Source organism: Janthinobacterium sp. GW822-FHT07A03 (assembly GCF_058798815.1).
The window spans coordinates 42679-68655 of sequence record NZ_JBXAKW010000005.1; the positions used below are offsets into that span (position 1 = coordinate 42679).

Sequence of the window (25977 nt, forward strand, 5' to 3'; positions counted from 1 at the left end):
GATGGTCAGAGAAGATCAAACAGGGAAATGGTGCCAACCTTGGCGTAGGCCTTGTATGTTGCCTGCAGGGCCGTCTGGTAGCCGGTCAGTTCGATGGCCGCCGCGCCCATATCGGTCTTTTTCAGGTCCAGCAGGGCCGAATCGTTCGACAGCGAGACATTGGCCAGGTTGCCGGACAAGGTGGACAGAATATTTTGCGCGCCGCCGAAGATGGCGATCTTGCCGGAGAGCAAATCCATGCCATCATCGGTGCCGCCGAGGCCGTCATTGACGATGGCGCGCACGGCCGGATCGTTGGGGTTCACGCCCGGCGCACCGAGGGTGGCGACGACCTGGTCGATCTTGTTGAGCCACACTTCCAGGTTCTTCACGTCGACGTTGGCCGCCTGCGTCACGCCATTGCCCACCACCACGGTCTGCGTGTCGGTATTGCCGATGTAGCTGTAGCGCGAGCCGACGGTTGCCGCCGGATCGTATTTGATCGCGGGCTGGTCGGTGGCGGTGCCGGAAAACATGTAGCGGCCTTCCTGGTCCTTGAGGTTGGCCGTGTACAGCACGCTGTCGCGCATGGCCGTCAGCGATTGCGTCATCGCATTCAGGTCGCCCGGCGTGTTGCTGCCGTCGGCGGCCCACACCAGCAGGTCGCGCGCCTGGCCCATGTCGGTGACCATGCTCGACAGGTAGTTTTCATTCTTCAGCAGGCGCACTTTGACCGTGGCGATATTATCCTGGTACTGGGTGACCATGGCTTGCTCGCGCGTCAGGCGCGAAATGCGCACGTTGCCGATCGGATCGTCCGATGGCAGCTGGATGCGCAGGCCCGAAGACATCTGCTGGGTCAGGAAATTGATGCGTTCCTGATTTTGCTGAAGCGAAATATTGATCAGCGATTGGTACTGGCTACTGGCGACACGCATGATCTTCTCCTTAACCCATCATTTGCAAGGTGGCGTCAAACAAGCTGTTCGCCACGGAAATGACTTTCATGTTTGCTTGATACATATTCTGGAATTCGACCAGGCTCATCGCTTCTTCATCCTTGTTCACGCCGCTGGTCGATTTCCAGTCGTCGATCGCCTGCGAACGCACCGTGTTGGCCGTCTTCAGCAAGGCCTGGTTCTGCTGGCTGTAGATGCCCAGCTTGCCGACCAGCTGCGTGTCCGCGTCGCTCAGCAGGACGGAACCGACCCAGCTGACGGTGATCGGCTGATTCTTGATATCGATCAATTTCTGCAAGTTGCCGCTGTCGCCGGCCTGGCCCGTCAGCGACAGGGCCAGGTCCTTGGCGTTGAAGCCGGGAGTAATGCTCAGCTTGCCATTCGCGTAGGCCAGCAGGGGGCCACCGACCGCGCCGGTCATGGTTTTCCCCAGTGCCAGCTGCGCGTTGACCTTGCTGGTCAGCTGGGTGGCCATGTCCTGCAGCGACTGCTGCAGCGGTTTCAGGGTATTTTGCTCGAACTCGCCCAGGCCGCCCATCTGGCCGCCGATGGCCACCGGATCGAGGGTATAGGTCGACTTGGCGAAATCGAGGCTCAGGGTTTGCTCGCCCGTGTTCGTCATGTTGCTGCTCAGGGTACCGGCCATGCTGCCGATGACCAGCGGCTGGCCCGACTTCAGCGAGACATTGCGCGAGCCGTCCGGCTGGTCGAGCACTTCGATGCCCATTTGCGAGGCCAGGCCATCGATCAGCTGGTCGCGCGCATCCATCAGCGACGACACATTCGTGCCCGAGGCCGTGGACGTGCTGATGCGCTGGTTCAGCGCGGCGATATTCGCCAGCGTCGTATTGGCTTGCGGCACGATCGCTGCCCGTTGCTGCTGCACCGACAGCAACTGGTTGCTCATGACGGTGCTGATGCTGTTGAAGCGCTGCGCCATGGCGTCGGCGGAGGTGACGATCTGCTGGCGCAGCGGCGTCGAGGTCGGGTCGACGGCCGAGGCGTTCAGCGCGGCGAAAAAGCCGTCGATGCCGTTGCTGATGCTGGAGGCATCGTCGCCCATCACGCGCTCGAGCTGGGTCAGGTAAGGCTGGGTCTGCGACCGGGCGCCCTGGTCGGACGCGGCGCGCCACATTTGCTGGCTTTTATAGGCATCGGCAAAACGCAGCAGGGCGGACACTTCCACGCCATTGCCGGCCGAGCGCACACCCACGCCGGCGCCAAGCGAGGACAACAGCACGCCCTGGCGCGTATAGCCCGCCGTTTGCAGGTTGGCGATGTTCTGGCTGGCCGCATTGAGTGCGGCCTGGGCGGCGATGCTGCCTGACAATGCATTGCTGATGATGCTCATTGGGCAAGTTTCTTTCGTGAAGAGAGTGGCGCGTGCGGGTGGGCAGGCATTGAATCGTTGTTACCTTGTACAGGCGACGCTTCAGACGGATTTATTAAGCGGCGCTGCAATATTGTCGGTCTTGACAGCGCCACGGGCCGCCACAGGGGCGCCGGCAGGCGGCAGCAGCTGGCGCAGGATGGCGTCGGCGATGCCGAAGGCGCGCTGGCCGGCCATCTTGTCGGCCACCAGGTTGTCGGCCATTTCCAGCATGTCGCTGTTGACGGGGTCCTTGAAGACGCTGTCTTCGCCCGCCATCTCGCGCGTGCCCGAACGCATCTGGCGCAGCATGTGCGAGATGAAGAAGGCTTCGAACTTGACGGCCGCCTCGGTGGCCTTGGCCGCATAGCGGGGATCGGCCGGCGTGGCTGCCGCAGGGGAGCGGTCGTCGAGCGCCGAGGGCAGGGCGCTGCTGCTGTCGTTGATATTCATCATATGACCACCAGTTCACCTTCGATGGCGCCGGCCTGGTCGAGCGCCTGTAGAATTGCCATGATGTCATCGGGCGAGGCGCCCAGGCTGTTGACCACGTCGATAATCGACTGCAGCTTGGCGCCGGCCGGCCATTTGAACATATTGCCGTTGCCCTGGTCGACGGACACCTTCGATTGCGGCGTGACGGTGGTCTGGCCGCGGCCGAACGGCGCCGGCTGGCTGACGGCCGAGCTTTCCGAAATGACCACTTTCAGCGAGCCGTGCGTGACGGCGGCGGCCTTGACGCGCAAGCCTTCGGCGATGACCACGGTGCCGGTACGCGAATTGAACACCACTTTCGGCGTATCGACGCCCACGTCGACGGACAGCGCTTCCAGCTTGGCCATGAAGGCCACGCGCTGGGTCGGGTTTTCCGGCGCCAGCACTTCCACGCTGGTGGCGTCGCGCGTGGTGGCGACGGCGCCGAAGCGGCGGTTGACGGCTTCGACGATATTGATGGCCGTCTCGAAATGCGGGTGGCGCAAGTTCAGGGTAACGGTCGGTTTGGTCGAGAAATCGCTGAGAATCTCGCGCTCGATGTTGGCGCCGTTGGGAATGCGGCCCGAGGTGGGCGTATTGACGGTGACGGACGAGCCGCTCTTGCCGGTGGCGTTCAAGCCGCCGACGACGACGTTGCCTTGCGCCAGTGCATACGTTTCATTGTCGGCCGCGCGCAATTGCGTCAGCAGCAAGGTGCCGCCGCGCAAGCTTTTCGCATCGCCCAGGGACGAGACGGTGACGTCGATGGCCTGGCCCCGACGGTATCCTGGTGGAAACACGGCGCTGACCATGACGGTGGCGACGTTCTTGCTTTTCGCTTCGGCGCCGTCCGGCATCTTCACGCCGAACTGCTTGAGCATGTTGACCACGGACTGGCTGGAAAACTTCACCTGGGTGGTGTCGCCGCTGCCGTTCAGGCCCACGACGAGGCCGTAGCCGACCAGCGGGTTGTCGCGCACGCCTTCGATGCTGACCAGGTTGCGCAGCACTTGCGCGGCGCTGGCGGGCAGGGCAAGGCCGGAGAGCGCGGCCAGCATGGCTGCCAGGGGCAGGGCGGAACGAAATTTCATGAGCTCACCTTAAAACGGCATCCATGGGCCGACGAAGAAGCGCGTCAGCCAGCCTGGTGTATTGGCTTCGGCCAGGGTGCCCTGGCCGGAATAGGCGATCTGTGCATTGGCGATGCGCAAGGACGAGACCTGGTTGTTGGAATCGATGTCGGCCGCGCGCAGGTAGCCGCGCAGGCGCACGAATTCCTCGCCCTGGTTCAGGGTCAGCGTTTTCTCGCCCTGCACGCGCAGCAAGCCGTTCGGCAGCACTTCCTGCACGATCACGGTGATGGCGCCGGACAGCGCGTTTTGCTGCGTGCTGGTCGCGTCGCCGGCGAAGTTGCGGTCTGCCGACAGGTCAATGCCCGTCTTCGGCAGGGTCTTGCCGAGGATGTTGGCCGCCTTCACGCCGACGGACGAGCCCTTGTTGAACGAGGTGCCCGCCTTCTTGCTCGCCTGCGTGGTTTCCTGCAGGGCCACGGTGACGACGTCGCCCACGCGGAAGGCGCGGCTGTCCGAGATCAGGTCCAGGCCCGCATCGGGATTGAACACGCCGCCGCCCACGCCGCCGCGCGCAGCGCTGCGCGGCGCCACGGGCAGCGGCGTGTCGGAAAAGCTGGGCGCCACCGGCGCGGCCGGCTGGCTGGCACAACCGGCCATCAACACCAGCAGCAGGGCCGCCGTGGCTTTCATGGCGACCGTCATCAGCGTGCCGCTTGCGCCAGGTATTGCAGCATATTGTCGGCGGCCGACAGCACCTTGGTATTCATTTCATAGGTGCGCTGGGCAGCGATCATGTCGACCATCTCTTCGACCACCTGCACGTTCGAGCCTTCCAGCGCGAACTGCTTCAGTTTGCCCAGTGCGCCTTCGCCGGGACGGCCTTCCGTCGGCGTGCCGCTCGATGCCGTTTCCTGGAACAGGTTTTCACCCAGTGCCAGCAAGCCCGTCGGATTGACGAAGCTGGTCAGGTTCAGCTGGCCCAGCTGGGTGCCGTTGACATTGCCCGGCACGGTGGCCGTGACCATGCCGTTTTCGCCGATGGTGATCGCCGTGGCATTGTTCGGCACGGTGATCTGCGGCACCAGCGGCAAGCCCTGGGCGTTGACCATCACGCCGTTTTCATTGATGCCCAGCTGGCCGGCGCGCGTGTAGGCCGCCTCGCCGTTCGGGCGCAGCACCTGCAAAAAACCGTTGCCGGTGATGGCGACGTCGAATTCGCGGCTCGTCGTTTGCAGGCTGCCGGTGGTAAACACCTTTTGCGTGCCCACCATGTGGGTACCGTTACCCAGCTGCACGCCCGATGGCGAGAGGGTATTGTCGGCGCGCTGCGTGCCCGGCTGCTGCTCGACCTGGTAGAACAGGTCTTCGAAGACGACGCGGTCGCGCTTGAAGCCGACGGTGTTGACGTTGGCCAGGTTATTCGCGATGGCTTGCAGTTTGGCATCTTGTGCCTGCACGCCGGTCTTGCTGATCCACATTGCTGGATTCATGGTTACTCCTTGAGTTGGTTGGCAGCGGGCTTACGCGCCCAGAAGACGGTTGCCCGATTCGGTCATCGCGTCGCTGGCCTTGAAAATTTTCATCTGCATCTCGAAACTGCGGTTCAGGCTCATGGTGGCGACCATTTCCTCGACGGCTGAGACGTTGCTGCCTTCCAGGTGGCGGTCGCGCAGGCGCACCGCCGGATCGGCCTGCAAGTCTTCGCCGCTGCGCGCCACGATCAGGCCCGCCTCGTTCTTCGTCAGTTCGCCCGCTTCCGCATTGACCAGCTTGAGCTTGTCGACGGTCTGCATCTGCGCCGTTCCCGGCACCTGGATGGAAATCGTGCCATCGGCGCCGATCGACAGGCTGGTGTGCTCGGGAATCGTGATGGGGCCGCCTTCGCCCAGCACGGGCCGGCCATTGATGGTCAGCGCGCCCGTTTCATCGAGGTCCATGGCGCCGGCGCGCGTGTAGGCTTCGCCGTTTTGCCATTGCACCGCGAGAAAGCCGGGACCCGTGACGGCCACGTCGAGTTCGCGTCCCGTTTCCTTGATGGCGCCCGTGCGCGTGCCGACGGCGCTCGACTGCGTCTGCGTCATGTGGCGGTCGTCGTAGCCATAGCCGTTTTGCAGCGGCTGGGCAGTGGACACTTCCAGGTTGGCGCGAAAGCCGCCCGTCTCGATATTGGCCAGATTGTTGGCGTGTACCTGCTGTGCCCGCAGGGCACGGTCGGCCCCGCTCATGGCGGTATAAATCAGCGCATCCATTGCTCTTTACCTTTGCGTATCGTGGATTACAGCGCTTGCATCAGCGATTGCAGCATGGCGTTCTCGGTCGAGATGACCTTCGAGTTCGCCTGGTAGTTACGCTGCGACGTCATCAGGCCCACCAGTTCGGAGGTGATGTCGACGTTTGACTGTTCCAGCGAGCTCGTCACCAGTTTGCCAGCCATGCCGACGCCCGGGCGGTCATACATGGCGGTGCCGGAGGTGGTCGAGGCGACCCAGCTGGTATCGTTGACGGCCGTCAGCGCGCCTTCGTCGGGGAAGGTGGCCAGGGCGATCACGCCGATGCTCTGCTTTTGGCCATTCGTGTATTTCGCCACGACGGAGCCGTCGTTGGCCAGTTCCACGCCCGTGTAGGTGCCCGAGGCATAGCCGTCGGCGCGGTCGGTCGAGGTCGTCGCTTCGCCGGCGAACTGGGTGGTGCCCGTGTAATCGATGGCGACCGTCATCGCTGCCGCGCCAGGCGGCGTCGGCAGCACTGGCGAGGCGGACGTGCCGGTCACCAGCTTGCCGTTCGTGTCGAAGGTCATGCTCGTCACCGGCGTCACGTCGGTGTTGTCGAAGGTGTAGTGCACGTCCACGCCCGTCGCCGTCTTGACGAAGTACTGGCCCAGCGAGTGCTTGGCGCCCAGCGAATCGTAGACGATCGAGGACTTGCCGCTGTTGTAGCTCAGTTCATTGGTCTTGTCGAAGGCCGGGGTCTTGATGGTCCATTCGGACGACAGGTTGGCGGCATATGCCAGCTTGGTCGTCGCCACGGCAGGAATCTGGCCCGTCGGAATGAGCATATCGCCCATGGTGCCCAGAGTGGTGCTGCCCTTGACGGCGGCATAGCCTTGCACCAGGCGGCCGTTCGAGTCGATCAGCTTGCCATCATTGCTGGCCGAGAAGATTCCGACGCGGCTGTAGGTCATGGTGTTCTGCGCATCGCGCGTGACGAAGTAGCCGCGGCCGTCGATGGCCGCGTCGAGCGCGCGGCCCGTGTTCAGCACGCCGCCATTGAGCGACATGCTTTGCGTCAGCGAGCCGATTTCCGTGCCCGTCGCGCGCGAACCGGCGTACATGGCCGAAAAGTTGGCGCGGCTGCTCTTGAAGCCGTAGGTGCCGGCATTGGCGATATTGTTACTGGTGCTGTTCAACTGCTGGTTGATGGACTGGATACCGGACAGGGCGATGTCGAAACTCATGTTGACTTCCTTTAGTGAAGGACGAGATTAGTGTTCAGGAAACGAAGGAAAGGGCGGATCAGGCCGTCTTGCCGTTAAAACCGGTGATCGCGCCAGGGTTGACTTCGCCCAGGTTCGACACGCTCAGAATCATGCTGCCGCCGGACGACAGGCGCACGCTGTTGAGCTTGCCTGCGATATCGACTGTCGGCTTTTCGGTGCCGCTGGTGGTCACGGCCATGGTATAGGTACCAGCAGGCAAGCCCAGCGCGACGGGGTCGATGGTGAACGGCACCGTGCCGGCTCCCTTGGCGCCCAGTTCGATCTTGTATTCCTTGTCGTCGATGCCTTTCAGGGTCACCGTGGTCTTGGTGGTGCCGGCGGCCAGCGCGATGCTGCCGCTGACCTTGCTCTTGTCGAGCTGTACCGTGTCGGTGTTGACCATGACTTCGGAACCGACTTGCGCGCCCAGGGCCAGCACTTGCATCGATTGCAGCACGCTGGCATTGGCGCTGGTCAGCGTCGACAGGTTCTGCATCGCTTCCGTCTGCGCCTGCTGCGTCAATTGATTGACGAACTGACTCGGGTCGGTCGGCGCGAGGGGATCCTGGTTCTTGATCTGCGCGACCAGCAATTTGGTGAACATGTCCTGGGTGGCATTGCCTTGCGACTTGACGGCATTGCTGCCGTTGTTGCTGGCGCCACTGTTGTTGTTTGTAAAGAGATTGGTTTCCATGGATTATGCTTCACCTAATTTGAGGAGCGATTGCTGCATCGACTTGATGCGGCCCAGAACTTCGACATTCGTTTCAAACGCGCGCGAGGCCGACATCATGTCGGTCATCTCGGCCACCTGGTTGACGTTGGGGTAGAACACCATGCCATCGGCATTGGCCATCGGGTGGCCTGGTTCATACACCTTGCGCAGAGGCTCATCGCTTTGCACCACGTCGAGCACTTGCACACGTCCGCCGGCGCCGCTGGCGCCCGGGCCATCCATCACGGCCGCAAACACGGGTTTGCGCGCGCGGTAGGTTTCGCCTTCGGAACCGGCAACGGAATCGGCATTGGCCAGGTTGCTGGCGATGGTATTGAGGCGCACGGTTTGCGCCGCCATCGCCGAACCGGCGATCTTGGAAATATCCTGGAAGCTCATGCTGATCCTTATTGTCCGGAAATGGCCTTGGACAGACCCTTCAGTTTCATGTTGACGAAAGTGAGGCTGGTCTGGAAGTCGGTGGCATTCTGCGAGAACGCCGCCTGCTCGACGCCGATTTCGACGGTATTGCCGTCGCGGCTGGGGTGGTAGGGCACGCGGTACAGGGCGCTGGCATCGTCATCGGTCGACAGCATGCCCGCTTCATTGTCCTGCAACTGCTGCAGGGCGCTGCCGAAATCCATGTCCATGGCCTGGAAGCCGGGCGTGTTTTCATTGGCGATATTGGCCGCCAGCACGCGTGTACGGTCGGCGCGCAGCGCGAGCGCATCGGCGTGCACGCCCAGCGCATCCTTGAAATTAATCCCCATGGTCATCCTTTGTATTGAATTCGATCGTGCTTTTTGCGGTTCGGGCCAGAAAATAGGTGGTGCAGAGGTAAAATCCCAGCCTGGTCATGTTGACGCATGGTAAGGTCATGCCGCTTCAGTATCTTTGATTAAGGTTAGCAATGATTCATTTTGAGAACTATTCCGTGATGTGGAACAAGGCGCAATGTCGTTACATACTGCTTCCTGGCCTCTTTTTACTGACCAGCCTATATAGTAGTGCAGGTCGCGCAGAATTGCCAGCCGACAATATATTTTCACGTGTGGAACAGTTGGCGCGGGAGCAATTGGCACAGCAGGCGGCCACGGCAGGTTTGCTGGAACCCCAGTTTCAGGTGGCCGTTGTGAAAAGCACGCGCCCCGTGCCGGCGTGCGCGGCGCCCGTCGCGCTGGAAACGGCGGACAGCCGCTCGGCGCAGCGCATGCGCTTTGTCGCGGTGTGTCCTGGAAGCAACGGATGGCGCTATGAAATGCTGGCGCGCGGCAGCATCACGGCCCAGGTGGCCGTCACCAGCGCCCCCGTCACGGCGAATACGCCGCTGCAGGCGGGCGACTTGACGATGGCGCGGCGCGACGTGACGATGGTGCCGGACAGTATTTCTTCCTTGCCCGGCGCCGTTGGCCTGTCGAGCCGGCGCAGCTTGCGCACGGGCGAAGTGCTGCGGCAAGGGCAACTGGCGTCGCCCGTGCTGGTCAAGCGGGGCAGTGCGGTGAATATCGTGGCGCGCAAGGAACAGGTGGAAGTGAGCATGGCCGGCGAAGCGATGGACCCGGGCGCGCTGGGCGAGGTGATCCGCGTGCGCAACGCCACCAGCGGCACGGTGATACGTGCCAGGGTGGTCGATGCGGGCGTGGTGGAACCGGCCGAACTTCCCGGCCGTTGAGGGGGACTTACTCGGCGGCGGCCGTGCGCTGCAGCCGCGTCGCCAGCTGGGTCAGCTTGGCGGCGTAGTTGGGATCGGTGGCATAGCCGCCGCGCGCCAGGCCTTGCGCGAAGGCGCCCGCGTCGGCGCCCGTATTCAGGGCGGCGCGGTAGCGTGGGTTGTCGAGCAACACTTGCGCATAGTCGCGGAACGCGCTGGCCTGGTCCGGGTAGCTGCGGAAGCGCTCCGTTTTCTTCAGGGCCGTGCCGCTGCCCGCTTCATATTCGGTGGTGACATTGCTGGCCACGTCGCCCTGCCATTTGCCGCCGGCCTTGATGCCGAACAAGTTATTCGTATCCGCGCCCGTGCCCTGGCGCAGCGGACGCTGGCCCCAGCCCGATTCCAGCGCCGCGTGGGCGGCGACGATTTCCGGCGCCACGCCCAGGCGCGCGCCCGTTTCTTCCGTCCACGGCTTGATCGAGGCGAGGAATTGCTGCTGCGTTTCGCCGATTTCGCCGCCCTGGCTGATGGCGCCCAGCACATTCACGGGCTGGCTCTGTTCCAGGTAGGCGCGTCCTTGCGGGCTCAGGCTGGTGGCGTTGCCGCCGCCCTGTTCGATGAAGCGGGCCACTTCGCCCTGTACCTGCCGGAACACGCTGCCAAAGCTGTCGCCGGAGGCCGTGGATTCGGTGGCGCGCATATTGCTTTGCACGGCATGGGTCGCCGCCGTCGATGGCGTCGCCGCCGTGGCGCGGGTGGTCAGGAAATCAGCCTGGCGCATACGTATCTTCCTCGCCATGCAGCACGCGCTGCATGATGCTGTACTGCTCTGTTAATAAATCGCTGTTGCGGGCATTCAGGCGCTTGCATTCGAGCACCATCTGCTCCAGCGCGGCCCAGTCACGCTGGGCGGTCGTACGCGCGTCTTGTTGCAACAGCGCAAACAATTGTGCCATATCGCCTTGCGGGCCCAGCAGGGCAGTGACCAGGCTGACCCGTTGCCGGCGGCGCGCATCGAGCGGTTCGACGGCGGCGATGACCTGGTCGGCCAGCGCCGTCAGCCGGGCGCTCTGGTGTTGCAAGGTGGCCTGGAATTGCTCTTCCAATAAGGTTTGCAGGGCGGCATAGCCGGCGCGGTCGTCCGTCATGCCTTGCAGCACGCGGCGCACGGCTTCCTGGCGCGTGATGCCCTTGCGCGGCGCGGTCACGACTCGCCGCCGTGGAAACGCTGGATCAAGCCTGCCAGCTTCGATGGATCGAACGGCAATTCGCCCTTGGCCAGCGCATCGCGCAGCATGGCCACGCGCTCGTGGTCGATCTCGGGCATGGCGCGCAGGGCGGCCATGGCCGGTTGCAGCACGGCCGATTGCAGTTCCGCCCCGGCCGACGAGCCGCCCATGGCGCCCGTGGCGCCCGCGTTCTCGGCGATCGCCTCGGCCGGCGCGACGGCGCTGCTGCGCACAGCAGCGCCGGGATTGCCGGAGGAGATTTTCATACGTTGTCCCTTGCCCTTAATTTGCATGCTCGTCCCGTTCCTTCTTTGCGGGCAGGCCCAGTTTGTCGCGCAGGCGCTGCAGGGTGCCGGAGTCCGGTTCACCCACTTGCAGCTCGTCGCCTTGCGGCTTTTGTCCGGCCATGCCGAACATGGCGGCGATGCTGTCGGCCTGGCCACGCGTCAATATTAACAGTTCGATGCGGCGATTGATGCCGGCGCTGGCATTTTTCACGTCCAGCGGCGCGCGGTCGGCCATGCCCACCACTTGCAGCACGCTGTCCGGACTCATGCTGCCGATCAACAATTGCGCGCGCGCCGACATGGCGCGGTTGGCCGACAGGGTCCAGTTCGAAAAGCCTTCATAGCCGGTATTGGCGTATTGCATCGAGTCCGTGTGGCCGACGATCAGCATCTGGTTCTCCATTTGCGCAAACACGGGACCCATCTGACGCAGCAGCTTGCGGAAACGGTCGGTCGGCACGGCGCTGCCGCGCACGAACATGCCTTGCTTGTCCGTATCGTGCAGCATGACGCGCAAGCCGTACGGCGTGATCACCGATTGCAGGTTGCTCTTCAATCCCGCCTCGTCGCTGAGCTTGTCCAGCGCGCGCGACAGGGCCAGCAAGTCTTCCGGCGACTGGTAGCTCACCTTCGTCTGGTTTTGCGGCGCGGCGCCGGCCTTGCCTTCCTGCGTCTGCTTGCCTTCCGTGCGCGTGTCGCCCGAGCCCTTGCGGGGCATGGGGAAGCGCTCGATCAGGCTGCCACGGGGGCCGCCGCTCTGTTCCGGCATGACGCCCTGGCCTTCGCCCTGGCGGCTGCTGGCCGATGCATCCATCATGATTTCCTTCATCGCCTGCTGCTCGCGCGCGGCCATCAGCCACAGCACGAGGAACAGCGACAGCAGGGCCAGGCAAAAGTCGGCGAACGCTACTTTCCAGGCGCCGCCATGGCCATCGTCGTCGTGCTTGCGTCCGGCACGCTTGATGATGGCCTGTTCATGTTTCTCATGCGGCTTTAGCACGGCGGCCTCCCCGGCCTTGGCCTTGCTCTTGTTCGGCGCCGCCATCTTCCAGCGCATTGATCCAGCTTTCCAGCTGGGCGAAGCTTGGCTTGATGTTCAGCTGCACCAGGCGGCGGCCCGCATCGATGGCCAGCAGGGGCGGCTTGCCCGCCACGTGCGTCACCAGCACGACCTTCACGCATTCCATGGTCGAGCCTTCCTCGCCCACCAATTGCTTCATCATGTTGCACATCGGATCGAGCACGCCGTAGCAAAAGAAGATGCCGATGAAGGTACCGACCATGGCGGCGCCCACTTTTTCCGAAATTTCCGCCGCATCGGCGCCGTCGGCCACGGAATTCATGGCCATCACGATACCCAGCACGGCGGCCAGAATACCGAAGCCGGGCATGGCTTCGGCGATCTTGTGCAGCGACTTCGACGGTTGCAGCAGTTCGTCGTGGATGGCTTCCAGTTCCTGTTCCAGCACGCCTTCGAGTTCATGCGCGTTGATCTTGCCCATCGCCATCAAACGGAAGTTGTCGACGATGAAGGCCAGCAGCTTCGGCTCTTCCAGCACCAGCGGATAGCGCTGGAACAGGGCGCTTTCGCGCGGCGCCTCGACGTGGGCGTCGAGCGCCTTCAGGCCGCCGGCGGCCGTTTGCAGCAGTTCATACATCAGCAGCAGCAACTGGCGCTGGAATTCCGAGCCTTGCTTCTTGTGCGTGACGATCTTGCGCATCTGGTGCAGCATTTCGCCGAGTACATGCTTGGGGTTGCCCAGCACCAGGGCGCCGACGGCGGCGCCGATGATGATGATCAACTCGACCGGTTGCCAGATCGCGTGGACGGTGCCGCCCATCAGGGCGAAGCCTCCGAATACACACCCCATCACGATTAAGATACCGATAATTACCATGTCAACTGCCTTTCTGCGTCATTGTGCTGCGTCAATTTGATGGATAGTGCTGAAACTTATGCGTCTTGCAGCATGGCTTTCATCTTGCCCAGTGCCGTCTTGTTGAGCTGGCAGACGCGGGCGTCGCTCAGGTCCAGCACGGCGGCTATTTCTTTGTAGCTCAGTTCGAATTCGTAATACATCTGGATCACGCGCTGCTCGCGTTCGTCGAGCGCGCGCAGCGCTTGCTCCAGGCTGCGCCGCACCATCAATTGCTCTTCCGGGCTCGGTGCGCTGTCGGCCTGTCCGAGGCTTTCCTGCAGCACTTCGTCGAAACTGGCGATCAGCTCGGCGTTTTCCGCCAATTGATATTCCTGGAAGGCTTCCGGCGTCAGCTTCAGGGCCGCCATGATTTCCGCCTCCTGCGGCTCGCGTCCCAGGCGCCGGGTCAGGGCGCGCACGCTGTCGCGCAGGCGGTGGCTTTCCTGGCGCACGGCGCGCGGGCGCCAGTCCTGGCGCCGCAGTTCATCGAGGATGGCGCCGCGGATGCGCAGGCTGGCATAGCTGCCGAAAGACTGGTCCGGCACGCCGTAGCGGCGCAGGGCTTCGAGCAGGCCCATCAGGCCGATCTGTTCCATGTCGTCGCGGTCGATGGCGCCCGACACCTGTGAATTGAGCTGGCGCACGATGCGTTTCACCAAAGGGGAGTACGCCACCAGATGTTGTTGCTCTTCAGCAACGCTGAGCACGGCCGCGCAAGCGCTGGCGGCGGCATATTCGCCGGCGCCATACGCTTCCTGGTATTGCTCTACATAGGCCAAGGGATCTCCCACTAGGTCGGCTGGCGTGTTGGCTTATTCAATGATCAGCTTGCCGACCATGACTTCGGTGAACGGCTTTTCCATCTGTTCGCGCTCGTAGCTGACGTTGAAGGCCTTGTTGATCTGCTCGGCATATTGCTCCACGGTCATGGTTTGCGCCTTGTCCAGAGGAAAGCTCGACAGGGTGCTGACGGCGATCGAGCGCATCAGCGGCAAGTGGTCCTTGGTCAGCTTTTCCTTTTCCTCGGTGGTGGCGATCACCAGGTCGGCCGACAGGTAATGCGTGTCGCCTTCGCCGGGGCCGCGGCGCAGCATCACGATGACCTTGTCCAGCGTGATGAACTTGCGCGCCTTCTTGCCCGTGGCGGGCGGCGGCGGGGCTTTCGCTTCGGCGGCATCGGCATGGCCGGCGACCGGCTTGGCCAGGTACCACATGGCGCCGCCAGCCGCGCCGGCGGCCAGTACGGCCACGCCGATAAAGCCGGCGATCAGTTTCATTTTCATATTCATCAGGCGGTCTCTCGCTCGTGCATGGCGTAAGTGGTGGCGGCAGTGCTGCCGTCGGACAGGGCGCGGCCCGGTTCGGCATCATCCTGCTGGCGGCCCGGCTGACGCTGGCCGCGCGCATCGCCTTCGGCAAATGCCTGGGCGGCGGGGCTGCGCGGGGTGGCGCTGATATTCACGGCCACGTCGGTGTACTGGCGCTGCGCCAGGTCGCTGCGCATGTTTTCGCCGATGCCTTGCAACTGGCGCAACACTTCCGAGTTCGACGCCGTGACGTTCACCTGCAGCGCGCCAGCCGTGTGGCGAATGGAAATTTCAATGCGGCCCAGCATGGGCGGGTCGAGGCGGATCGTCGCGTGTTCGCTGTTGCGGCCGATCTGCGTCTGCAGGCGTTCGCCCAGCGCTTCGCGCAGCGGTTCCTGCCATTGCTGGGCTGGGCCGTTGAGCTTGATGGTGTCGCCGGCCGGGGCCGCCGTGGCGGTGTTGGCCACCGTGCCCGTCAAGCCCAGGTTGGGCGCGGCTGGCGCCGGCGTCGCGGCGCCGCGTTCGCCTTCGCGCGCGGTGACGGCAGGGGCGGCGGCTGCGGCTGCGGCCGGCGCGCTCTGCTGCAGCAGCGACTCGAATGGCTGTGCCGGCGCGCTGCCTTTGGCGGCTGTTGCCGGATTGGCGGCGGCCAGCGGCTCGCGCGTGTCGCGGCCTGCCGCTTGCGGCGTCGCCGGCGCTGGCGCGTTCAGGGTGACCGCCGCCGGATGCAGGCTGATGTTGAGTGCCGGGTTCGCTTGCGCCACATTCGCCTGCGCTTGTGTCTGTGCCTGCGCGCCGGCGCGCGCTTCGGCCGCGGCCGCATCCGTTGGCGGCAGCATGGTCACCGGCAAGCCGATGACGGGGGCGGCCATGGCCGGCAGGCTGCTGTCGGCCTGGCTGTCGGCATCGCCGTCCTTGGCGGGTGCAGGCGTGCCGGCGTCGGCCGTCTCCACGCCGGTCACGTCGAGCACCTGCGCAAACAGGGGCAGGGCGGAGGGGGCGGCGCCATTGCTGCCATAGCCTGGCGTGCCGGGCAAGGCGGCCGCCTGTGACGGCGCTGGCGCCGATGCTGGTGCAGCAGGTGCGGCAGCGGCCGCCCGTGCCGGAGCGGCCGGCGCCGTGTTGAAGTTCATGATCATGCTTGATTCCCGTCCGAGTCGTATTCGCCGAGCGCGGCGTAGGCGACCCAACCTTCCTTATTTGCCTGTAATGCACCCAGGTGTAAGCCCAGGCGTTCTTTTTCCTCAGAGCAAATTTTAACCGCTTGCGCGTGAATTTTGCGCAATTGCAACAATTCTGTTTGTTCCAGCGCAGTCCATGCGCCCCGTTCGGCCAGCAGCGGGATGTTTTTCGCCAGGCTGGCCGAGAGTTTTTCCATCGCCGCCCAGTCCGGCTCGGCAAGCGCCGCGCTCAATTGCCGGCTCAGCTGCTGCAGCGCGGCGCGCCTAGGCATTGTTGGCCTGGACGCCCACCCAGCCGCGCTTGATGGTGGTCATCAAGGTCGTCACTTCGTCGATCAGCGTCGGGTCGAGCTTGATTCCGGCCGTGTACAGGCGCGCCACGCAGTAGTCGTACAGGCGCGCCAGATTGACCACCACTTCGCCGCCATTGTCGAAATCGAGCGAGCTCGACAAGCCGTTGATGATTTGCGTGCACTTGTCCAGGCTGATCGCCTTCTGCTCGTAGCGCTTGCCCACGATATGCCCGCGCGCGCGCGCCAGTTCTTCCAGCAGGCCGTCCGTCAGCACCAGTACCAGTTCGACCGGTGTGGCGCGGGCGGTCTGGGAGTCCAGGTTGACGGCGTGGTAGCTGCCGTAAGCTTCATTGTTCAACATTGTTATCTTCTCGCTATGTTAACTGTGGCGGCGCGGCTGGCACGTCCGCCTTAGGATTTGTCGTTACTAAACATGGCATCGAACATGTCGGAATTCCGCGTCATTTGTTCCTGCAATACTTGCAGACGGGAATACTGGTCCAGGAAACGGCTGTACGCCGTGTTGTACTGGTTGGTCAGACGTTCGCTGCTCTTGGCCAGGCTTTTCTGCAACTTGTCCGTCGCCGCCATGCGCTGGGTGATCTGGCCTTTGGTGACATTGCTCCACTGGCCCAGCACCTTGTCCAGGCCGCCGAGCACGCCGGCAGGCGCCGACAGGCTGTTATTGCCGAACAGTTTGTCCAGGCCGCCAGGATTGTCCGCCAGCTTGGCCGTCAGCTTGGCGGTATTCAGGCTGATCGTGCCGTCGCGCTGGGCGGTAATGCCATACGCCACCAGCGATACGCCATCGACGTTCAGGCGCAAGGCATCGCCCATGCTGCTGCGCAGGGCGTTCAGGCCGGAATCGTGGGCAAAGATGCCGGCGGCAATATTCTTTTCAGGATTGCCGGGGCTGGCCAGGCCATCCATCACGCTTTTCAGCTTGTTGTAGGCATCGACGAAGGCTTGGACATTGGCAATGGTGCCGGCACTGTCGGTGCCGACGGTCACGGTCAGCGGATTCTCGCCGGCCGTCATGGCCTTGGTGAACGTCATCTTCACGTCGGGTACGTTGGTGAACGTGTTCGATGCCTGCGTGATCTTGGTGCCGGTACCCTGGGCGCCCAGCCAGACGATGGCATCCTTGGGCGCCGCGAGGCTTTTGATGTCGCTTTGCAGCGACGTCTGCAGCGCCGGATCCGTCACGCTGCCGGTGTCGATCGAGACGGCATTGGCCACGCCCGTGAGGTTCGACGTCAGCACCAGTTGCGCCTGGTTGCCGATATTGATGACGGACGCGGTGACGCGCGCATTATTCTTGCTGTTGCCATTGATGGCGGCGGCGAGCTCCTGCGGCGTCAAATAGGCGTCGCCATCCTTGTTGGCGGCGGCCAGGTCGATGTCGAAGGCGTTGTCGGCGGTGACGGCGGCTGCCGGGTCGCCGATGCGGATGGTCATGTTGCCGCCATTGGCGGGCGTGGTGCTGCTCAAGCCGCCATACGAAGTCTGGCTGGCCGTGGCCAGTTGTTCGACAAAGAACGCGTAGCTGCCCGGCGCCGCCTTGATGCCGGCCGTGCCTGTGCCATACGCGGTATTGCTGAAGGTGGCGGACTGGCTCAGCACGGATTTGCTGGACGTCATGGTCGTCATCGCCAGCTGGAATGCCGAGATGGCCGATTTCAGGTTGCCCAGCGCGCTGGTGGTGTTGTTGGCCAGCGTGGTCTGAGCCGCCAGGGCTGCCTTTTGCGCCGCGACCGATTTGGTTGCCAGTTGTTCTGCTGTGACGAGCGGATCGTATCGTGGTGCGGTAATTGCGTTTGCCATGCCAGACTCCTGAATAAAGGGATATACCGGTACAAGGCGACCCCCATTCCCGTTTCGTGAAGTTTTCCTGAAAGAAACTTACACAAACCTCATTTTACCTGCCCGCGGAACCAGAATTGCGTCGCCAGCTCGTCTTGTCGCTTGGCATCAACTCGATGTTGCTCATTTGCAACATGCTTTTGTTTTTGCGTCAGCACCTGGTCCAGCACCTCGCGCTTGGCCCAGGCCGTATTCAGCGCGCGTTGTGAAACGGCCATGTTGGCTTCGTGCAAGTGCAGGTCGGTACGGTGCTGGTCGGCCATCTGCATGACGGCCTGCTTGAAGTTGCCGCAGTTGACGGACAGGGCCAGGGGCAGGGCGCCGCTGGGGCCGCTATCCGTGTACAGGCCCGTCAGGCGCTCCAGGTTTTTCTGGTAGCGCTCGCGCACGGCCGTCTGCGCCGCCATTTCGCCTTGCAGGCGTTCGACTTCGGTGCTGCGCAGGCCGACCAGGGTGGTCAGGTTGCGGATGGTATGCGCGTCGCTCACGTATGCTCCTAGGCCATGATCTGTTCAAGTTGTTCGATGCACGGCCCCATCGGCGCCTCTTCCTTGGTGCCCTGGCACAGGAAGGCTTCGATGGGGGCGTGCAGCTGCACGGCGCGGTCGGTGATCGGATCGGCGCCGGGCACGTAGGCGCCCAGCGGGATCAGGTCGCGCACGCGCGCATGGCGCGCCATCGACGCTTTCAGCGCGCGCGCCGCCTGCATGTGGTTCGGCGTGATCACCTGCGCCATGCAGCGGCTGATCGAGGCGGCGATGTCGATGGCGGGGTAGTGGCCCCGCTCGGCCAGTTCGCGCGTGAGCACGATGTGGCCGTCGAGAATCGCGCGCGCCGTGTCGACCACGGGGTCCTGCTGGTCGTCGCCTTCGGCCAGCACCGTGTAGATGGCGCTCATGCTGCCTTCCGGGTGGGCGCCGTTGCCGGCGCTTTCCACCAGTTGCGGCAGGTTCGAAAACACGGACGGCGGGTAGCCGCGCGTGGCCGGCGGCTCGCCCAGGGCCAGCGCCACTTCGCGCAAGGCCATCGCATAGCGCGTCAGCGAATCGACCAGCAGCAGCACGTGCTTGCCCTGGTCGCGGTAATGGGCGGCGATCGAATGGCACAGTTCGGTTGCCATGATGCGCATCAAGGGCGATTCGTCGGCTGGCGCGATCACCAGCACGGCTTTTTTCAAGCCTTCGGCACCGAGCGACTTTTCCACGAATTCGCGTACCTCGCGGCCCCGCTCGCCGATCAGGCCGACGACGACGACATCGGCCACCGTCTGGCGCGTGATCAGGCCCAGCAGCACGCTCTTGCCCACGCCGGAGCCGGCCATCAGGCCCACGCGCTGGCCTTTGCCCAGGGTCAACATGCTGTTGATGGCGCGCACGCCCACGTCCAGCGGCTCGACGACCGGTTGTTTCTTCAGGGGATTGATTTTCGGCGGCGTCACTTCCAGGACGTGTTCGCCACCGAGGCGGCCCAGGTCATCAATCGGCTCGCCCAGGCCATTCACCATGCGTCCCAGCCACGACGGGCCGATCTGCAGGCTGGCCTTGTCGGGCAGGGGCAGGACGCGCGCGCCCGTGGTCAGTCCCGTCGCCTTCTTGAACGGCATCAGATAGGACAGTTTTTCGCGGAAACCGACGACTTGCGCATCGAGCCACTCGCCGCTCACGGTTTCAATTTGACAACGCTGGCCCGTGTGCAGGCGGCAGCCGGCGCTTTCCAGCAGCAGGCCGGAAGCGCCGACCAGGCGGCCGGTCGGGGTCGCGACCGGGATATCGCCGATCTCGAAACTGCGCAGCGTGTCGGCGATCATGCAGGCGCGCCCTGGTCAGCGTGTTCGGCGGCCAGCGCCAGGTGGCTGCTGACCTGCTCCATGCAGGCCGACAGGCGCTGATGGCAGCCGGCGTCGACTTCATTGTCGCCGGCCTTGATGCGGCATTCGCCCGCGTCGAGGCGCGCGTCGGCGATCAGGTTCCAGCGCTTGGCGCGCTTCGGATCGAGTTCGCTGATGCGTTTGAGTTCTTCCGGGTTGAGGAAGACGTCGATTTCCTCGCGCGTGGGCGGCATCGAGGCCAGGGTCTCGTCGACCAGGGCCAGCAATTGCACCGGCTGCAGCGCCAGTTCCGCGCGGATCACCTGGCGCGCCACCTTGGCCACCAGGTCGACCACTTCCTTGCGCTGCGCTTCGCGGTAATCGGCGCGCACTTTCTTCAGGTCGCGCAAGATGGCGTCGACGGGGCGGGCCAGGCGGTCCAGCGCCACCAGGGTTTCATTGCGGCCTTCTTCGCGGCCCTGCGCCATGCCATCGCTGCGCCCGGCGTCATAGCCGTCCTGCTGGCCTTGCACCAGGCCCACTTCGTAGCCGTCGCGCTGGCCCTGCTCGAAGCCTTCCGAGACGGACGCCTGCCACTGGCCGTCCGTGTCCTCGCTGGCGGCGCGCTGGCCGGCGGCGATGAATTGCGACAGGGGCGGGAAACGATACGAGCGGAAGTGTTTCATTCGATCACCGCTTCGGCAAACAGTTGCACTTCGATCTCGCCCGCATCGGCGAGGCCCTTGACGGTGGCCATGATTTCCTGGCGCGTCTGTTCGATACGGCTCAAAGGCACGGGGCCGGAACGGCGCATCATGTCTTCGAAGCTCTGTGCCTGGCGGCGCGGCATGGTTTTCAGCACGGCGTCGCGGATCGACGGTTCCGCGCCCTTCAGGGCGATGGCCCACTGTTCCATCGGCACGTCTTCCAGGATGCGCGTGAGCGTGACATCGCTCTGCGTGGCCAGGATCAGGAAGTCGTACATGCTCAGTTCGATTTCCGAGACGACGTCCGGGTCGTGCGCGCGCAGCAGTTCGACCAGCGCGGCGCGGTTGCCCGGCATGCGGTTGAGAATCTCGGCCGCCTGGCGGATACCTTCCACGCTGGTGCTTTGCGTGTCGAGCGTGCCCAGGCAGCGGCCCACCAGTTCGTCGAGCTCGACCAGCAGGTCGCGGTCGATCTCGTCCAGGCGCGCCAGGTTCAGCAAGACCAGGTCGCGGCCTTCGGCGGGCAGGGCGTCGAGGATCTGGCCGGCCAGCGCGGGCGGCAGGAAGGCCAGGAACACGGCTTGCATCTGCACGTGCTCGTTGACGATGTATTCGGCCAGCCATTTTGGCGAGGCCCACTGCAGGCGCGCCATTTTGGGACGGATGGCGTCGCCGTAAATGTTGTTCAGCACGCTATTGGCGATATCGCTGCCCAGCGCCATGTCCAGCGAGCGCTTCAGGTAGCTGCGCGAGGCGCCGTGCACGCCGCTTTGCTGGCGGTAGTCGTCGAAGAAGGTCTGCATGGCCGTTTTCACGGATTCGACCTTGATGCCGCTCATGCGCGACATCACTTGCGTGACTTCCAGCAATTCTTCGCGCGACAGGCAGCGCAGCACGTTGGCGGCCTGTTCTTCGCCTATGCTCAGCAGCACGATGGCGGCCTGTTCCACAGGATTCAGGCTGACACTTTCGTACTCTGCGCCGTCGGAGGGATTATTGTTGTTGAGTTCGGCCATTTTTCTGCATCCATTGTTTGACGACTTCGGCGACACGCTCGGGTTCTTTTTCAGCCAGCACTTTCAGGTGGTCGACCATCACGTCGACCGCCGAGCCTGGTGGCGGCAAGTCATAATTTTCCAGCAGCGGCACGACCGGCATGCTGTTGCCGGCGGCGGCTTCGCCTTCGAGGGCCAGCGGGCTGCCGTTCACGCCCAAGGCCGGCGCGCCGGCTGCGGCCACGCCATTGGCGCCGGCGGCGGCGCTGCCGCCGCCCAGTGCCAGGGCCGGATCGAGCTGTTTCAGTGGCGGCGGCGCCAGGCGCGAGGTCAGCAGGCGCAGCAGCGGACGCAGGATCAGGAAGTAGCCGAGCACGGCGCCCAGGGCGTACAGCAGCCAGCCGCTGAAATCGACGACGGTGTCGCGCTCTTCCCACCACTGCGCCACGGGCGGCTTGGCAGGGAAGGCCAGCGCCGTCAGGCTCAGGCTGTCGCCGCGCTGGGCGTTGATGCCCAGGCCGCTGCGCAGCATTTTTTCGATATTGCCCAGCTCGGCTGGAGTCCAGCCCGTTTTCGGATTCGGTGCGGCGGCGCTGTTGAGAACGACGGCGACGCTGAGTTTTTCCAGGCGGCCGCGGCTGCGCTTGATCTGCGTGATGCTGCGGTCATACGCGTACTGGCGCGTGGTGGCGTTCTTGCGGGCCGTGCCATCGTCGGATGGCTTCGGCGCGCCATCGGCCGGGGCGGCGCCGGCGGCGTCGGCCGGGGCCGGCACGGCCGCCGCGGGCGGACGGTTCGACAGGCTGCCGGGAATGCCGGCCACGGTGCGGTTGCGTTCCTGCTCTTCGCGCATCGCTTCGCTCGTCACTTTCGGGGCTTCGCCGTATTTTTCCAGCGTTTCGTCCACGCGGTCGTTGTTCACGGCGGCCGTCACGCTGAGCTTGAAATTGTCTTCGCCGATGACGGGACCGAGCAAGCCCATGACGTTGTGGCGGATTTCATCCTGGAAACGTTTCGCGCCTTCATTGCCGGCGGCCGACGCATCGAAACCGTCCGTCAGGTCGACGTGCGAGGACAGCAGGTTGCCGCCCTGGTCGACCAGGCTCACGCGCGTGGGCGCCAGGCTGGCGACGCTGCCGGCCACCATGTTGATGACGGCGGCGATCTGTTCCGGCGCCAGGGTGCGGCCCGGTTTCAGCGCCAGCACCACGGAAGCGGACGATTTGTCGCCGTCGCTGGCGACGAACGAGGTCGACTTGGCAATCGACAGATGGACGCGCGCCGAAGCGATCGCGTCCATCGTCATGATGCTTTGCGCCAACTCGCCTTCCAGGCCGCGGCGGAAGCGCACGTCCTGCACGAATTGCGACACGCCCAGCGGGTCATTCTTGTCCATCAGTTCCAGGCCGGCCGGCAGCTGCGCCGTCACGCCCTTCGAGGCGAGCAGCATGCGCACCTTGCCCAGCATGGCGTCGGGCACCAGCACCTGGCCGCTGTCCGGATGCAGGCGGTAGGGGATGTGCTCGGCATCCAGCGTGGCCATCATGTCCGTCACGGCCACTTTTTCGCGCGCGCCAAACACCGGCTTGTAGTTGGCCTGGTCGCGCCAGGCATACATGGTCACCATGGCGGTGATGCCGATGGCCAGCACGACGATGGGAACCAGGTTTTTCAGCAGGGCGGGCGGGATGGCGGGCTGGGCGCCAGGGCGCCAGCGCGCAAATGCGGACTTCATGGTGGTAATCACTTGGGTAACTTTCGCTGGGAGGCTGGGCGTGGATCAGGACGTGAAGATTACAGAGGCAGTTTGATGAGTTCGTCGACGGCGCCCATGACCTTGTTGCGCACTTGCATCAACATGGAGAAGGACAGGCTCGCTTCCTGGCTGGCCAGCATGGCGCCGACCATGTCGTCGCTCTTGCCGCTGTCGACGTCGCTCATTTTCTGCGCGGCCAGGCGGTCGTCGCCGTTGACCTTGCCAATGGCGTCTTGCATGCTTTGCGCAAAGGAGAAGCCGGATGGTTCCGGCGCGCCGAACTGGGCGGCGGGCGCGATGCTGGCGCCCAGGGCGCGCGCGTCATTGCTCAGTGCTGCCAGATCGGCCTTGATCAGACCTGCGAGTTCGTTGCTCATCTTGCCCTCTACTTTCAATATGCGGTGACGTATCAATCAGAATTACTGGTGTTGCCAATCCGGCAGTAATGCAATCGTGCCATCCTGCCCGGCCCGATCCGCAAGGCCCATCAGTTTTATCAGTTGCCACACCATCCGCTGAAGCAGACTCAGACAAACTCAGCAAACCCACGCCGACATGATTTACATGGCCATGACAACTAATATTTATCTGATAAAAGTTTCTGCTGGTGGCAATAACGGGATGGAAACTGCCATAAAAACCGGAATCAGGTAAGCGGAATGGCGCACTGCAAGTCACTATTTTGTCGCTATAAGCTTACCTCGCGGCAACTATAAAGTAAAGAGTGGATTGGCTCAAGGAATATTGATACATGGCAATATTTAGCGTTTTCATGTATTGTTCAGCACCGTAGTCATCTACCATGCGATACGATGCGCAATCGTTTGCTTGCGGGCCTGCCGGCAAGGCCAAGATGATGCTGTATTTAATTTCGGGCGATCCGTATAATTTGTTCTGCCACCGCAATACCGACATGACCACTACATGACAATCATTACCAAGACAGATCAAACTGCGCGCCATCAAGTCCTCGATTCCTGTCTGCTTGGACGTCCTGTCCATTTGCTGCATGTATTCGGCGCCCAGTTGCGCGACGACCTGGCCGTGGCCCTGCGCCAGCCCATGAGCCGACGCTACTGGGGCAATTTCCAGATCGATGCCGTGAGCTTGTCGCGCGTGGAGAACGAGGACGGCGTGAACCGCTGGCTGAGTTTTTCCGCGCCGGCCGGCCAGCCGGGCTTTGCGCTCGAGCGGCAGATACTCTTGAGCGTGCTGAACTATCGCTATGGTAGTGCCGGCGCCAAGGGGGCGCTGCCCGATCCGGCGCAGGTGCGCGTGACGGCCACGGAGGAACGCCTCGCTGTGGTGCTGGGACAACAGTTGGTGGGCAGCTTGTTTGCCCGCATCCACAAGAACCTGCAAACCCTGGGCAAGAGCAGCGACATCGATACCAGTGCCGAGGTCGCCGTGCAGTCGGGCGTGCATCCGGCGCGCGGCAGCTGGATCATCACGGTGGCGCTCAGCGACGTCGAGGCGGGGCAGAGCGGCCAGTTCTGGTTCTCGCTGGACAAGCGCCTGATGGCCGACGTGCTGCGCGGCCTGCTGCCCGAGCGCGCGCAGGCGAAGAAAGCCTTGCGCGGCAGCGTGCGTCCGCTCGCGTCGCGCCTGCAAGTGACCCTGGAAGGCCGCCTGGTCAGCAAGCAGATGCAGCTGGGCGCCTTGTTCGACTTGCGCGTGGGCGACGTGATTCCCGTCAGCCTGAGCCGTACCGACGTCATGCTGGACGATTCCCGTTTATTTACAGCTGCTGTTTCCGAACATAAGGGCAAGCTCTGTTTAACCTCATTTGAAGATGTCGAATAATATGAATATGACCGATACCAACCAGAGCGAAACCCTGCTGGAAGACCTGGGCGATGACATGATCATCGACCAGGGCGACGTCTCCGACGTGGCCAGCACCCGCGCGCGCCGCGACATTCCGCAAATGATGCGCAAGATTCCCGTCACCCTGACCCTGGAAGTGGGCTCGGCCCGCATTTCGCTGGAAGAGCTGATGGCCATCGGCCCGGAAAGCGTGATCGAACTCGACATGCTGGCCGGCGAACCGCTGGTGATCAAGGTCAACGGCACGCCGATCGGCCGTGCGGAAGTGGTGGTGGCCGGCGAGAACTATGGCCTCAAAGTCATCGACCTCGACGGCCTCAATCTCGACCTGATGACAGCATGAAGCTGGCGGTACCCGGTTTGAGCCGGCGCCGCGGTGCGCTGGCTGCCGCACTGGCTGTCCCTCTTTTGATGCTGTGCTGCAACACCGCCGGCGCGCAGGACCTGCTGGCCGGCGTGGTGCCGGGCGCAAAGACCGACCTGTCGGTGAAGATGCAGATCCTCGTCGTCATGACCCTGCTCGGGCTGCTGCCCGTGATGGTCATGATGATGACCAGCTTTACCCGCTTCGTCATCGTGCTGTCCCTGCTGCGCCAGGCCCTGGGCCTGCAGCAGGGTTTGCCCAACCGTATCGTCACCGGCATCGCCCTGATCCTCACCTTGCTGGTCATGCGCCCCATCGGCGACCAGGTGTGGAAGGAAGCGTTCGTGCCGTACGACCGCGACCAGATCGGCATGCAGGAAGCCCTGAAGATCGCCGAAGTGCCGATTTCGCGCTTCATGCTGGCGCAGACGAGCAAGGCCGCGCTGGCGCAGATCGCCCACCTGGCCGGGGAACCGTCGAGCATGCGTCCGCAAGACCACAGCTTCACGGTCAAGCTGGCTGCGTTTGTCTTGTCCGAACTCAAGACGGCGTTCCAGATCGGGTGCATGCTGTTCATACCGTTCCTCATCATCGATCTGGTGGTGGCGTCCGTGCTGATGGCCATGGGTATGATGATGCTCTCGCCGCTGGTGATCTCGTTGCCGTTCAAGCTGCTGCTGTTCGTGCTGGTCGATGGCTGGACCCTGACCGTCAACACTTTAGTTACCAGCATACAGGGCTATTGAG

The 25977-nt window shown here is 63.6% G+C and carries 32 protein-coding genes; 4 read left to right on the plus strand and 28 right to left on the minus strand.

The window, feature by feature from the left end:
- Nucleotides 1–5: 5 nt before the first annotated feature.
- The 11 genes from flgL to flgB form a co-directional block, all read right to left on the minus strand.
- Nucleotides 6–917, minus strand: a complete 912-nt coding sequence (gene flgL / locus AC1RJW_RS15030; protein WP_493045619.1) for a flagellar hook-associated protein FlgL — start codon at nucleotides 915–917, stop codon at nucleotides 6–8.
- A 10-nt stretch (nucleotides 918–927) separates the two neighbouring features.
- On the minus strand, nucleotides 928–2289 hold the full coding sequence (gene flgK, locus AC1RJW_RS15035) for a flagellar hook-associated protein FlgK (RefSeq protein WP_493045620.1): 1362 nt from the start codon (nucleotides 2287–2289) through the stop codon (nucleotides 928–930).
- 81 nt (nucleotides 2290–2370) lie between these two features.
- Nucleotides 2371–2763 (minus strand): flagellar biosynthesis protein FlgJ, encoded by a 393-nt coding sequence (locus AC1RJW_RS15040; protein WP_414654670.1) that lies wholly within the window; start codon nucleotides 2761–2763, stop codon nucleotides 2371–2373.
- Nucleotides 2760–3872 carry a flagellar basal body P-ring protein FlgI gene (locus tag AC1RJW_RS15045; RefSeq protein WP_215409599.1) on the minus strand — a complete coding sequence of 371 codons (1113 nt, stop codon included), beginning with the start codon at nucleotides 3870–3872 and terminating at the stop codon, nucleotides 2760–2762. Before AC1RJW_RS15045 ends, AC1RJW_RS15040 begins: the two co-directional genes overlap by 4 nt.
- A gap of 9 nt (nucleotides 3873–3881) precedes the next feature.
- Nucleotides 3882–4556, minus strand: a complete 675-nt coding sequence (flgH, locus tag AC1RJW_RS15050; RefSeq protein WP_493045621.1) for a flagellar basal body L-ring protein FlgH — start codon at nucleotides 4554–4556, stop codon at nucleotides 3882–3884.
- A complete protein-coding gene (flgG, locus tag AC1RJW_RS15055) occupies nucleotides 4556–5344 on the minus strand; it encodes a flagellar basal-body rod protein FlgG (protein WP_170909686.1) in 789 nt (262 codons plus the stop codon). The genes flgH and flgG overlap by 1 nt, the downstream gene beginning before the upstream one ends.
- 30 nt (nucleotides 5345–5374) lie before the next feature.
- Complete coding sequence (locus tag AC1RJW_RS15060; protein ID WP_046684898.1) at nucleotides 5375–6103, minus strand: flagellar basal body rod protein FlgF; 729 nt, start codon at nucleotides 6101–6103, stop codon at nucleotides 5375–5377.
- Between the two features lie 26 nt (nucleotides 6104–6129).
- Complete coding sequence (locus tag AC1RJW_RS15065) at nucleotides 6130–7308, minus strand: flagellar hook protein FlgE (RefSeq protein WP_493045622.1); 1179 nt, start codon at nucleotides 7306–7308, stop codon at nucleotides 6130–6132.
- A gap of 58 nt (nucleotides 7309–7366) precedes the next feature.
- On the minus strand, nucleotides 7367–8023 hold the full coding sequence (locus AC1RJW_RS15070; protein WP_493045623.1) for a flagellar hook capping FlgD N-terminal domain-containing protein: 657 nt from the start codon (nucleotides 8021–8023) through the stop codon (nucleotides 7367–7369).
- Between the two features lie 3 nt (nucleotides 8024–8026).
- On the minus strand, nucleotides 8027–8443 hold the full coding sequence (gene flgC / locus AC1RJW_RS15075) for a flagellar basal body rod protein FlgC (RefSeq protein ID WP_034757795.1): 417 nt from the start codon (nucleotides 8441–8443) through the stop codon (nucleotides 8027–8029).
- 8 nt (nucleotides 8444–8451) lie between these two features.
- Nucleotides 8452–8814: a flagellar basal body rod protein FlgB gene (gene flgB, locus AC1RJW_RS15080; RefSeq protein ID WP_493045624.1), complete on the minus strand. Its 363-nt coding sequence runs from the start codon at nucleotides 8812–8814 to the stop codon at nucleotides 8452–8454.
- Between the two features lie 362 nt (nucleotides 8815–9176).
- On the opposite strand from flgB, the gene flgA reads away from it, so the two are divergent.
- Nucleotides 9177–9716 carry a flagellar basal body P-ring formation chaperone FlgA gene (gene flgA / locus AC1RJW_RS15085; RefSeq protein ID WP_493045625.1) on the plus strand — a complete coding sequence of 180 codons (540 nt, stop codon included), beginning with the start codon at nucleotides 9177–9179 and terminating at the stop codon, nucleotides 9714–9716.
- A gap of 7 nt (nucleotides 9717–9723) precedes the next feature.
- Here flgA and AC1RJW_RS15090 read toward each other — a convergent pair whose 3' ends face one another.
- From AC1RJW_RS15090 to fliE, 17 genes are all read right to left on the minus strand, one after another.
- Nucleotides 9724–10476: a glycoside hydrolase family 73 protein gene (locus AC1RJW_RS15090; RefSeq protein WP_493045626.1), complete on the minus strand. Its 753-nt coding sequence runs from the start codon at nucleotides 10474–10476 to the stop codon at nucleotides 9724–9726.
- Complete coding sequence (gene flgN / locus AC1RJW_RS15095) at nucleotides 10463–10903, minus strand: flagellar export chaperone FlgN (protein ID WP_493045627.1); 441 nt, start codon at nucleotides 10901–10903, stop codon at nucleotides 10463–10465. Before flgN ends, AC1RJW_RS15090 begins: the two co-directional genes overlap by 14 nt.
- Nucleotides 10900–11190 carry a flagellar biosynthesis anti-sigma factor FlgM gene (gene flgM, locus AC1RJW_RS15100; protein WP_493045628.1) on the minus strand — a complete coding sequence of 97 codons (291 nt, stop codon included), beginning with the start codon at nucleotides 11188–11190 and terminating at the stop codon, nucleotides 10900–10902. The genes flgN and flgM overlap by 4 nt, the downstream gene beginning before the upstream one ends.
- Nucleotides 11191–11206: 16 nt before the next feature.
- On the minus strand, nucleotides 11207–12268 hold the full coding sequence (locus tag AC1RJW_RS15105) for a flagellar motor protein MotB (RefSeq protein WP_493045629.1): 1062 nt from the start codon (nucleotides 12266–12268) through the stop codon (nucleotides 11207–11209).
- The gene (gene motA / locus AC1RJW_RS15110) at nucleotides 12195–13109 is read right to left on the minus strand and encodes a flagellar motor stator protein MotA (protein ID WP_034757817.1); all 915 of its coding nucleotides are present in this window, start codon (nucleotides 13107–13109) and stop codon (nucleotides 12195–12197) included. The genes AC1RJW_RS15105 and motA overlap by 74 nt, the downstream gene beginning before the upstream one ends.
- 56 nt (nucleotides 13110–13165) lie before the next feature.
- Nucleotides 13166–13909, minus strand: coding sequence for a FliA/WhiG family RNA polymerase sigma factor (locus tag AC1RJW_RS15115; RefSeq protein ID WP_326456117.1), 744 nt, complete (start codon nucleotides 13907–13909; stop codon nucleotides 13166–13168).
- A gap of 33 nt (nucleotides 13910–13942) precedes the next feature.
- Nucleotides 13943–14407 carry a flagellar basal body-associated FliL family protein gene (locus AC1RJW_RS15120; protein ID WP_493045630.1) on the minus strand — a complete coding sequence of 155 codons (465 nt, stop codon included), beginning with the start codon at nucleotides 14405–14407 and terminating at the stop codon, nucleotides 13943–13945.
- Between the two features lie 11 nt (nucleotides 14408–14418).
- Nucleotides 14419–15576: a flagellar hook-length control protein FliK gene (locus AC1RJW_RS15125; protein WP_493045631.1), complete on the minus strand. Its 1158-nt coding sequence runs from the start codon at nucleotides 15574–15576 to the stop codon at nucleotides 14419–14421.
- Nucleotides 15573–15890: a hypothetical protein gene (locus AC1RJW_RS15130; protein ID WP_475415836.1), complete on the minus strand. Its 318-nt coding sequence runs from the start codon at nucleotides 15888–15890 to the stop codon at nucleotides 15573–15575. The genes AC1RJW_RS15125 and AC1RJW_RS15130 overlap by 4 nt, the downstream gene beginning before the upstream one ends.
- Complete coding sequence (gene fliS, locus AC1RJW_RS15135; protein WP_034757830.1) at nucleotides 15883–16272, minus strand: flagellar export chaperone FliS; 390 nt, start codon at nucleotides 16270–16272, stop codon at nucleotides 15883–15885. Before fliS ends, AC1RJW_RS15130 begins: the two co-directional genes overlap by 8 nt.
- Before the next feature lie 50 nt (nucleotides 16273–16322).
- Nucleotides 16323–17735 (minus strand): flagellar filament capping protein FliD, encoded by a 1413-nt coding sequence (gene fliD, locus AC1RJW_RS15140; RefSeq protein ID WP_493045632.1) that lies wholly within the window; start codon nucleotides 17733–17735, stop codon nucleotides 16323–16325.
- An 89-nt stretch (nucleotides 17736–17824) separates the two neighbouring features.
- Nucleotides 17825–18262: a flagellar export protein FliJ gene (locus AC1RJW_RS15145; RefSeq protein ID WP_046684908.1), complete on the minus strand. Its 438-nt coding sequence runs from the start codon at nucleotides 18260–18262 to the stop codon at nucleotides 17825–17827.
- Between the two features lie 8 nt (nucleotides 18263–18270).
- Complete coding sequence (fliI, locus tag AC1RJW_RS15150) at nucleotides 18271–19581, minus strand: flagellar protein export ATPase FliI (protein WP_493045633.1); 1311 nt, start codon at nucleotides 19579–19581, stop codon at nucleotides 18271–18273.
- Nucleotides 19578–20267, minus strand: coding sequence for a flagellar assembly protein FliH (gene fliH, locus AC1RJW_RS15155; protein ID WP_076569647.1), 690 nt, complete (start codon nucleotides 20265–20267; stop codon nucleotides 19578–19580). The genes fliI and fliH overlap by 4 nt, the downstream gene beginning before the upstream one ends.
- Nucleotides 20264–21304, minus strand: a complete 1041-nt coding sequence (locus tag AC1RJW_RS15160; protein ID WP_326457484.1) for a flagellar motor switch protein FliG — start codon at nucleotides 21302–21304, stop codon at nucleotides 20264–20266. The genes fliH and AC1RJW_RS15160 overlap by 4 nt, the downstream gene beginning before the upstream one ends.
- On the minus strand, nucleotides 21282–23018 hold the full coding sequence (fliF, locus tag AC1RJW_RS15165; RefSeq protein WP_493045634.1) for a flagellar basal-body MS-ring/collar protein FliF: 1737 nt from the start codon (nucleotides 23016–23018) through the stop codon (nucleotides 21282–21284). The genes AC1RJW_RS15160 and fliF overlap by 23 nt, the downstream gene beginning before the upstream one ends.
- A 59-nt stretch (nucleotides 23019–23077) precedes the next feature.
- A complete protein-coding gene (fliE, locus tag AC1RJW_RS15170; RefSeq protein WP_493045635.1) occupies nucleotides 23078–23416 on the minus strand; it encodes a flagellar hook-basal body complex protein FliE in 339 nt (112 codons plus the stop codon).
- Between the two features lie 547 nt (nucleotides 23417–23963).
- Here fliE and AC1RJW_RS15175 point away from each other — a divergent pair.
- The 3 genes from AC1RJW_RS15175 to fliP are packed head-to-tail and all read left to right on the plus strand — an operon-like array spanning nucleotide 23964 to nucleotide 25976.
- Entirely contained in the window at nucleotides 23964–24842 is an 879-nt protein-coding gene (locus AC1RJW_RS15175; protein ID WP_493045636.1) for a FliM/FliN family flagellar motor switch protein, read from the plus strand.
- Nucleotide 24843: 1 nt separating this feature from the next.
- Nucleotides 24844–25209, plus strand: coding sequence for a FliM/FliN family flagellar motor switch protein (locus AC1RJW_RS15180; RefSeq protein ID WP_046684914.1), 366 nt, complete (start codon nucleotides 24844–24846; stop codon nucleotides 25207–25209).
- A complete protein-coding gene (fliP, locus tag AC1RJW_RS15185) occupies nucleotides 25206–25976 on the plus strand; it encodes a flagellar type III secretion system pore protein FliP (protein ID WP_493045637.1) in 771 nt (256 codons plus the stop codon). The genes AC1RJW_RS15180 and fliP overlap by 4 nt, the downstream gene beginning before the upstream one ends.
- The last annotated feature ends 1 nt before the right edge of the window (nucleotide 25977 follow it).

Coding starts and splice junctions, on each gene's coding strand:
- flgL (WP_493045619.1), bottom strand. CDS start 917: ATGCGTGTCGCCAGTAGCCAGTACCAATCGCTGATCAATATTTCGCTT.
- flgK (WP_493045620.1), bottom strand. CDS start 2,289: ATGAGCATCATCAGCAATGCATTGTCAGGCAGCATCGCCGCCCAGGCC.
- AC1RJW_RS15040 (WP_414654670.1), bottom strand. CDS start 2,763: ATGATGAATATCAACGACAGCAGCAGCGCCCTGCCCTCGGCGCTCGAC.
- AC1RJW_RS15045 (WP_215409599.1), bottom strand. CDS start 3,872: ATGAAATTTCGTTCCGCCCTGCCCCTGGCAGCCATGCTGGCCGCGCTC.
- flgH (WP_493045621.1), bottom strand. CDS start 4,556: ATGACGGTCGCCATGAAAGCCACGGCGGCCCTGCTGCTGGTGTTGATG.
- flgG (WP_170909686.1), bottom strand. CDS start 5,344: ATGAATCCAGCAATGTGGATCAGCAAGACCGGCGTGCAGGCACAAGAT.
- AC1RJW_RS15060 (WP_046684898.1), bottom strand. CDS start 6,103: ATGGATGCGCTGATTTATACCGCCATGAGCGGGGCCGACCGTGCCCTG.
- AC1RJW_RS15065 (WP_493045622.1), bottom strand. CDS start 7,308: ATGAGTTTCGACATCGCCCTGTCCGGTATCCAGTCCATCAACCAGCAG.
- AC1RJW_RS15070 (WP_493045623.1), bottom strand. CDS start 8,023: ATGGAAACCAATCTCTTTACAAACAACAACAGTGGCGCCAGCAACAAC.
- flgC (WP_034757795.1), bottom strand. CDS start 8,443: ATGAGCTTCCAGGATATTTCCAAGATCGCCGGTTCGGCGATGGCGGCG.
- flgB (WP_493045624.1), bottom strand. CDS start 8,814: ATGGGGATTAATTTCAAGGATGCGCTGGGCGTGCACGCCGATGCGCTC.
- AC1RJW_RS15090 (WP_493045626.1), bottom strand. CDS start 10,476: ATGCGCCAGGCTGATTTCCTGACCACCCGCGCCACGGCGGCGACGCCA.
- flgM (WP_493045628.1), bottom strand. CDS start 11,190: ATGAAAATCTCCTCCGGCAATCCCGGCGCTGCTGTGCGCAGCAGCGCC.
- AC1RJW_RS15105 (WP_493045629.1), bottom strand. CDS start 12,268: ATGCGCTGGAAGATGGCGGCGCCGAACAAGAGCAAGGCCAAGGCCGGG.
- motA (WP_034757817.1), bottom strand. CDS start 13,109: ATGGTAATTATCGGTATCTTAATCGTGATGGGGTGTGTATTCGGAGGC.
- AC1RJW_RS15120 (WP_493045630.1), bottom strand. CDS start 14,407: ATGAAACTGATCGCCGGCTTTATCGGCGTGGCCGTACTGGCCGCCGGC.
- AC1RJW_RS15125 (WP_493045631.1), bottom strand. CDS start 15,576: ATGATCATGAACTTCAACACGGCGCCGGCCGCTCCGGCACGGGCGGCC.
- AC1RJW_RS15130 (WP_475415836.1), bottom strand. CDS start 15,890: ATGCCTAGGCGCGCCGCGCTGCAGCAGCTGAGCCGGCAATTGAGCGCG.
- fliS (WP_034757830.1), bottom strand. CDS start 16,272: ATGTTGAACAATGAAGCTTACGGCAGCTACCACGCCGTCAACCTGGAC.
- fliD (WP_493045632.1), bottom strand. CDS start 17,735: ATGGCAAACGCAATTACCGCACCACGATACGATCCGCTCGTCACAGCA.
- fliI (WP_493045633.1), bottom strand. CDS start 19,581: ATGATCGCCGACACGCTGCGCAGTTTCGAGATCGGCGATATCCCGGTC.
- fliH (WP_076569647.1), bottom strand. CDS start 20,267: ATGAAACACTTCCGCTCGTATCGTTTCCCGCCCCTGTCGCAATTCATC.
- AC1RJW_RS15160 (WP_326457484.1), bottom strand. CDS start 21,304: ATGGCCGAACTCAACAACAATAATCCCTCCGACGGCGCAGAGTACGAA.
- fliF (WP_493045634.1), bottom strand. CDS start 23,018: ATGAAGTCCGCATTTGCGCGCTGGCGCCCTGGCGCCCAGCCCGCCATC.
- fliE (WP_493045635.1), bottom strand. CDS start 23,416: ATGAGCAACGAACTCGCAGGTCTGATCAAGGCCGATCTGGCAGCACTG.
- AC1RJW_RS15175 (WP_493045636.1), top strand. CDS start 23,964: ATGACAATCATTACCAAGACAGATCAAACTGCGCGCCATCAAGTCCTC.
- AC1RJW_RS15180 (WP_046684914.1), top strand. CDS start 24,844: ATGAATATGACCGATACCAACCAGAGCGAAACCCTGCTGGAAGACCTG.
- fliP (WP_493045637.1), top strand. CDS start 25,206: ATGAAGCTGGCGGTACCCGGTTTGAGCCGGCGCCGCGGTGCGCTGGCT.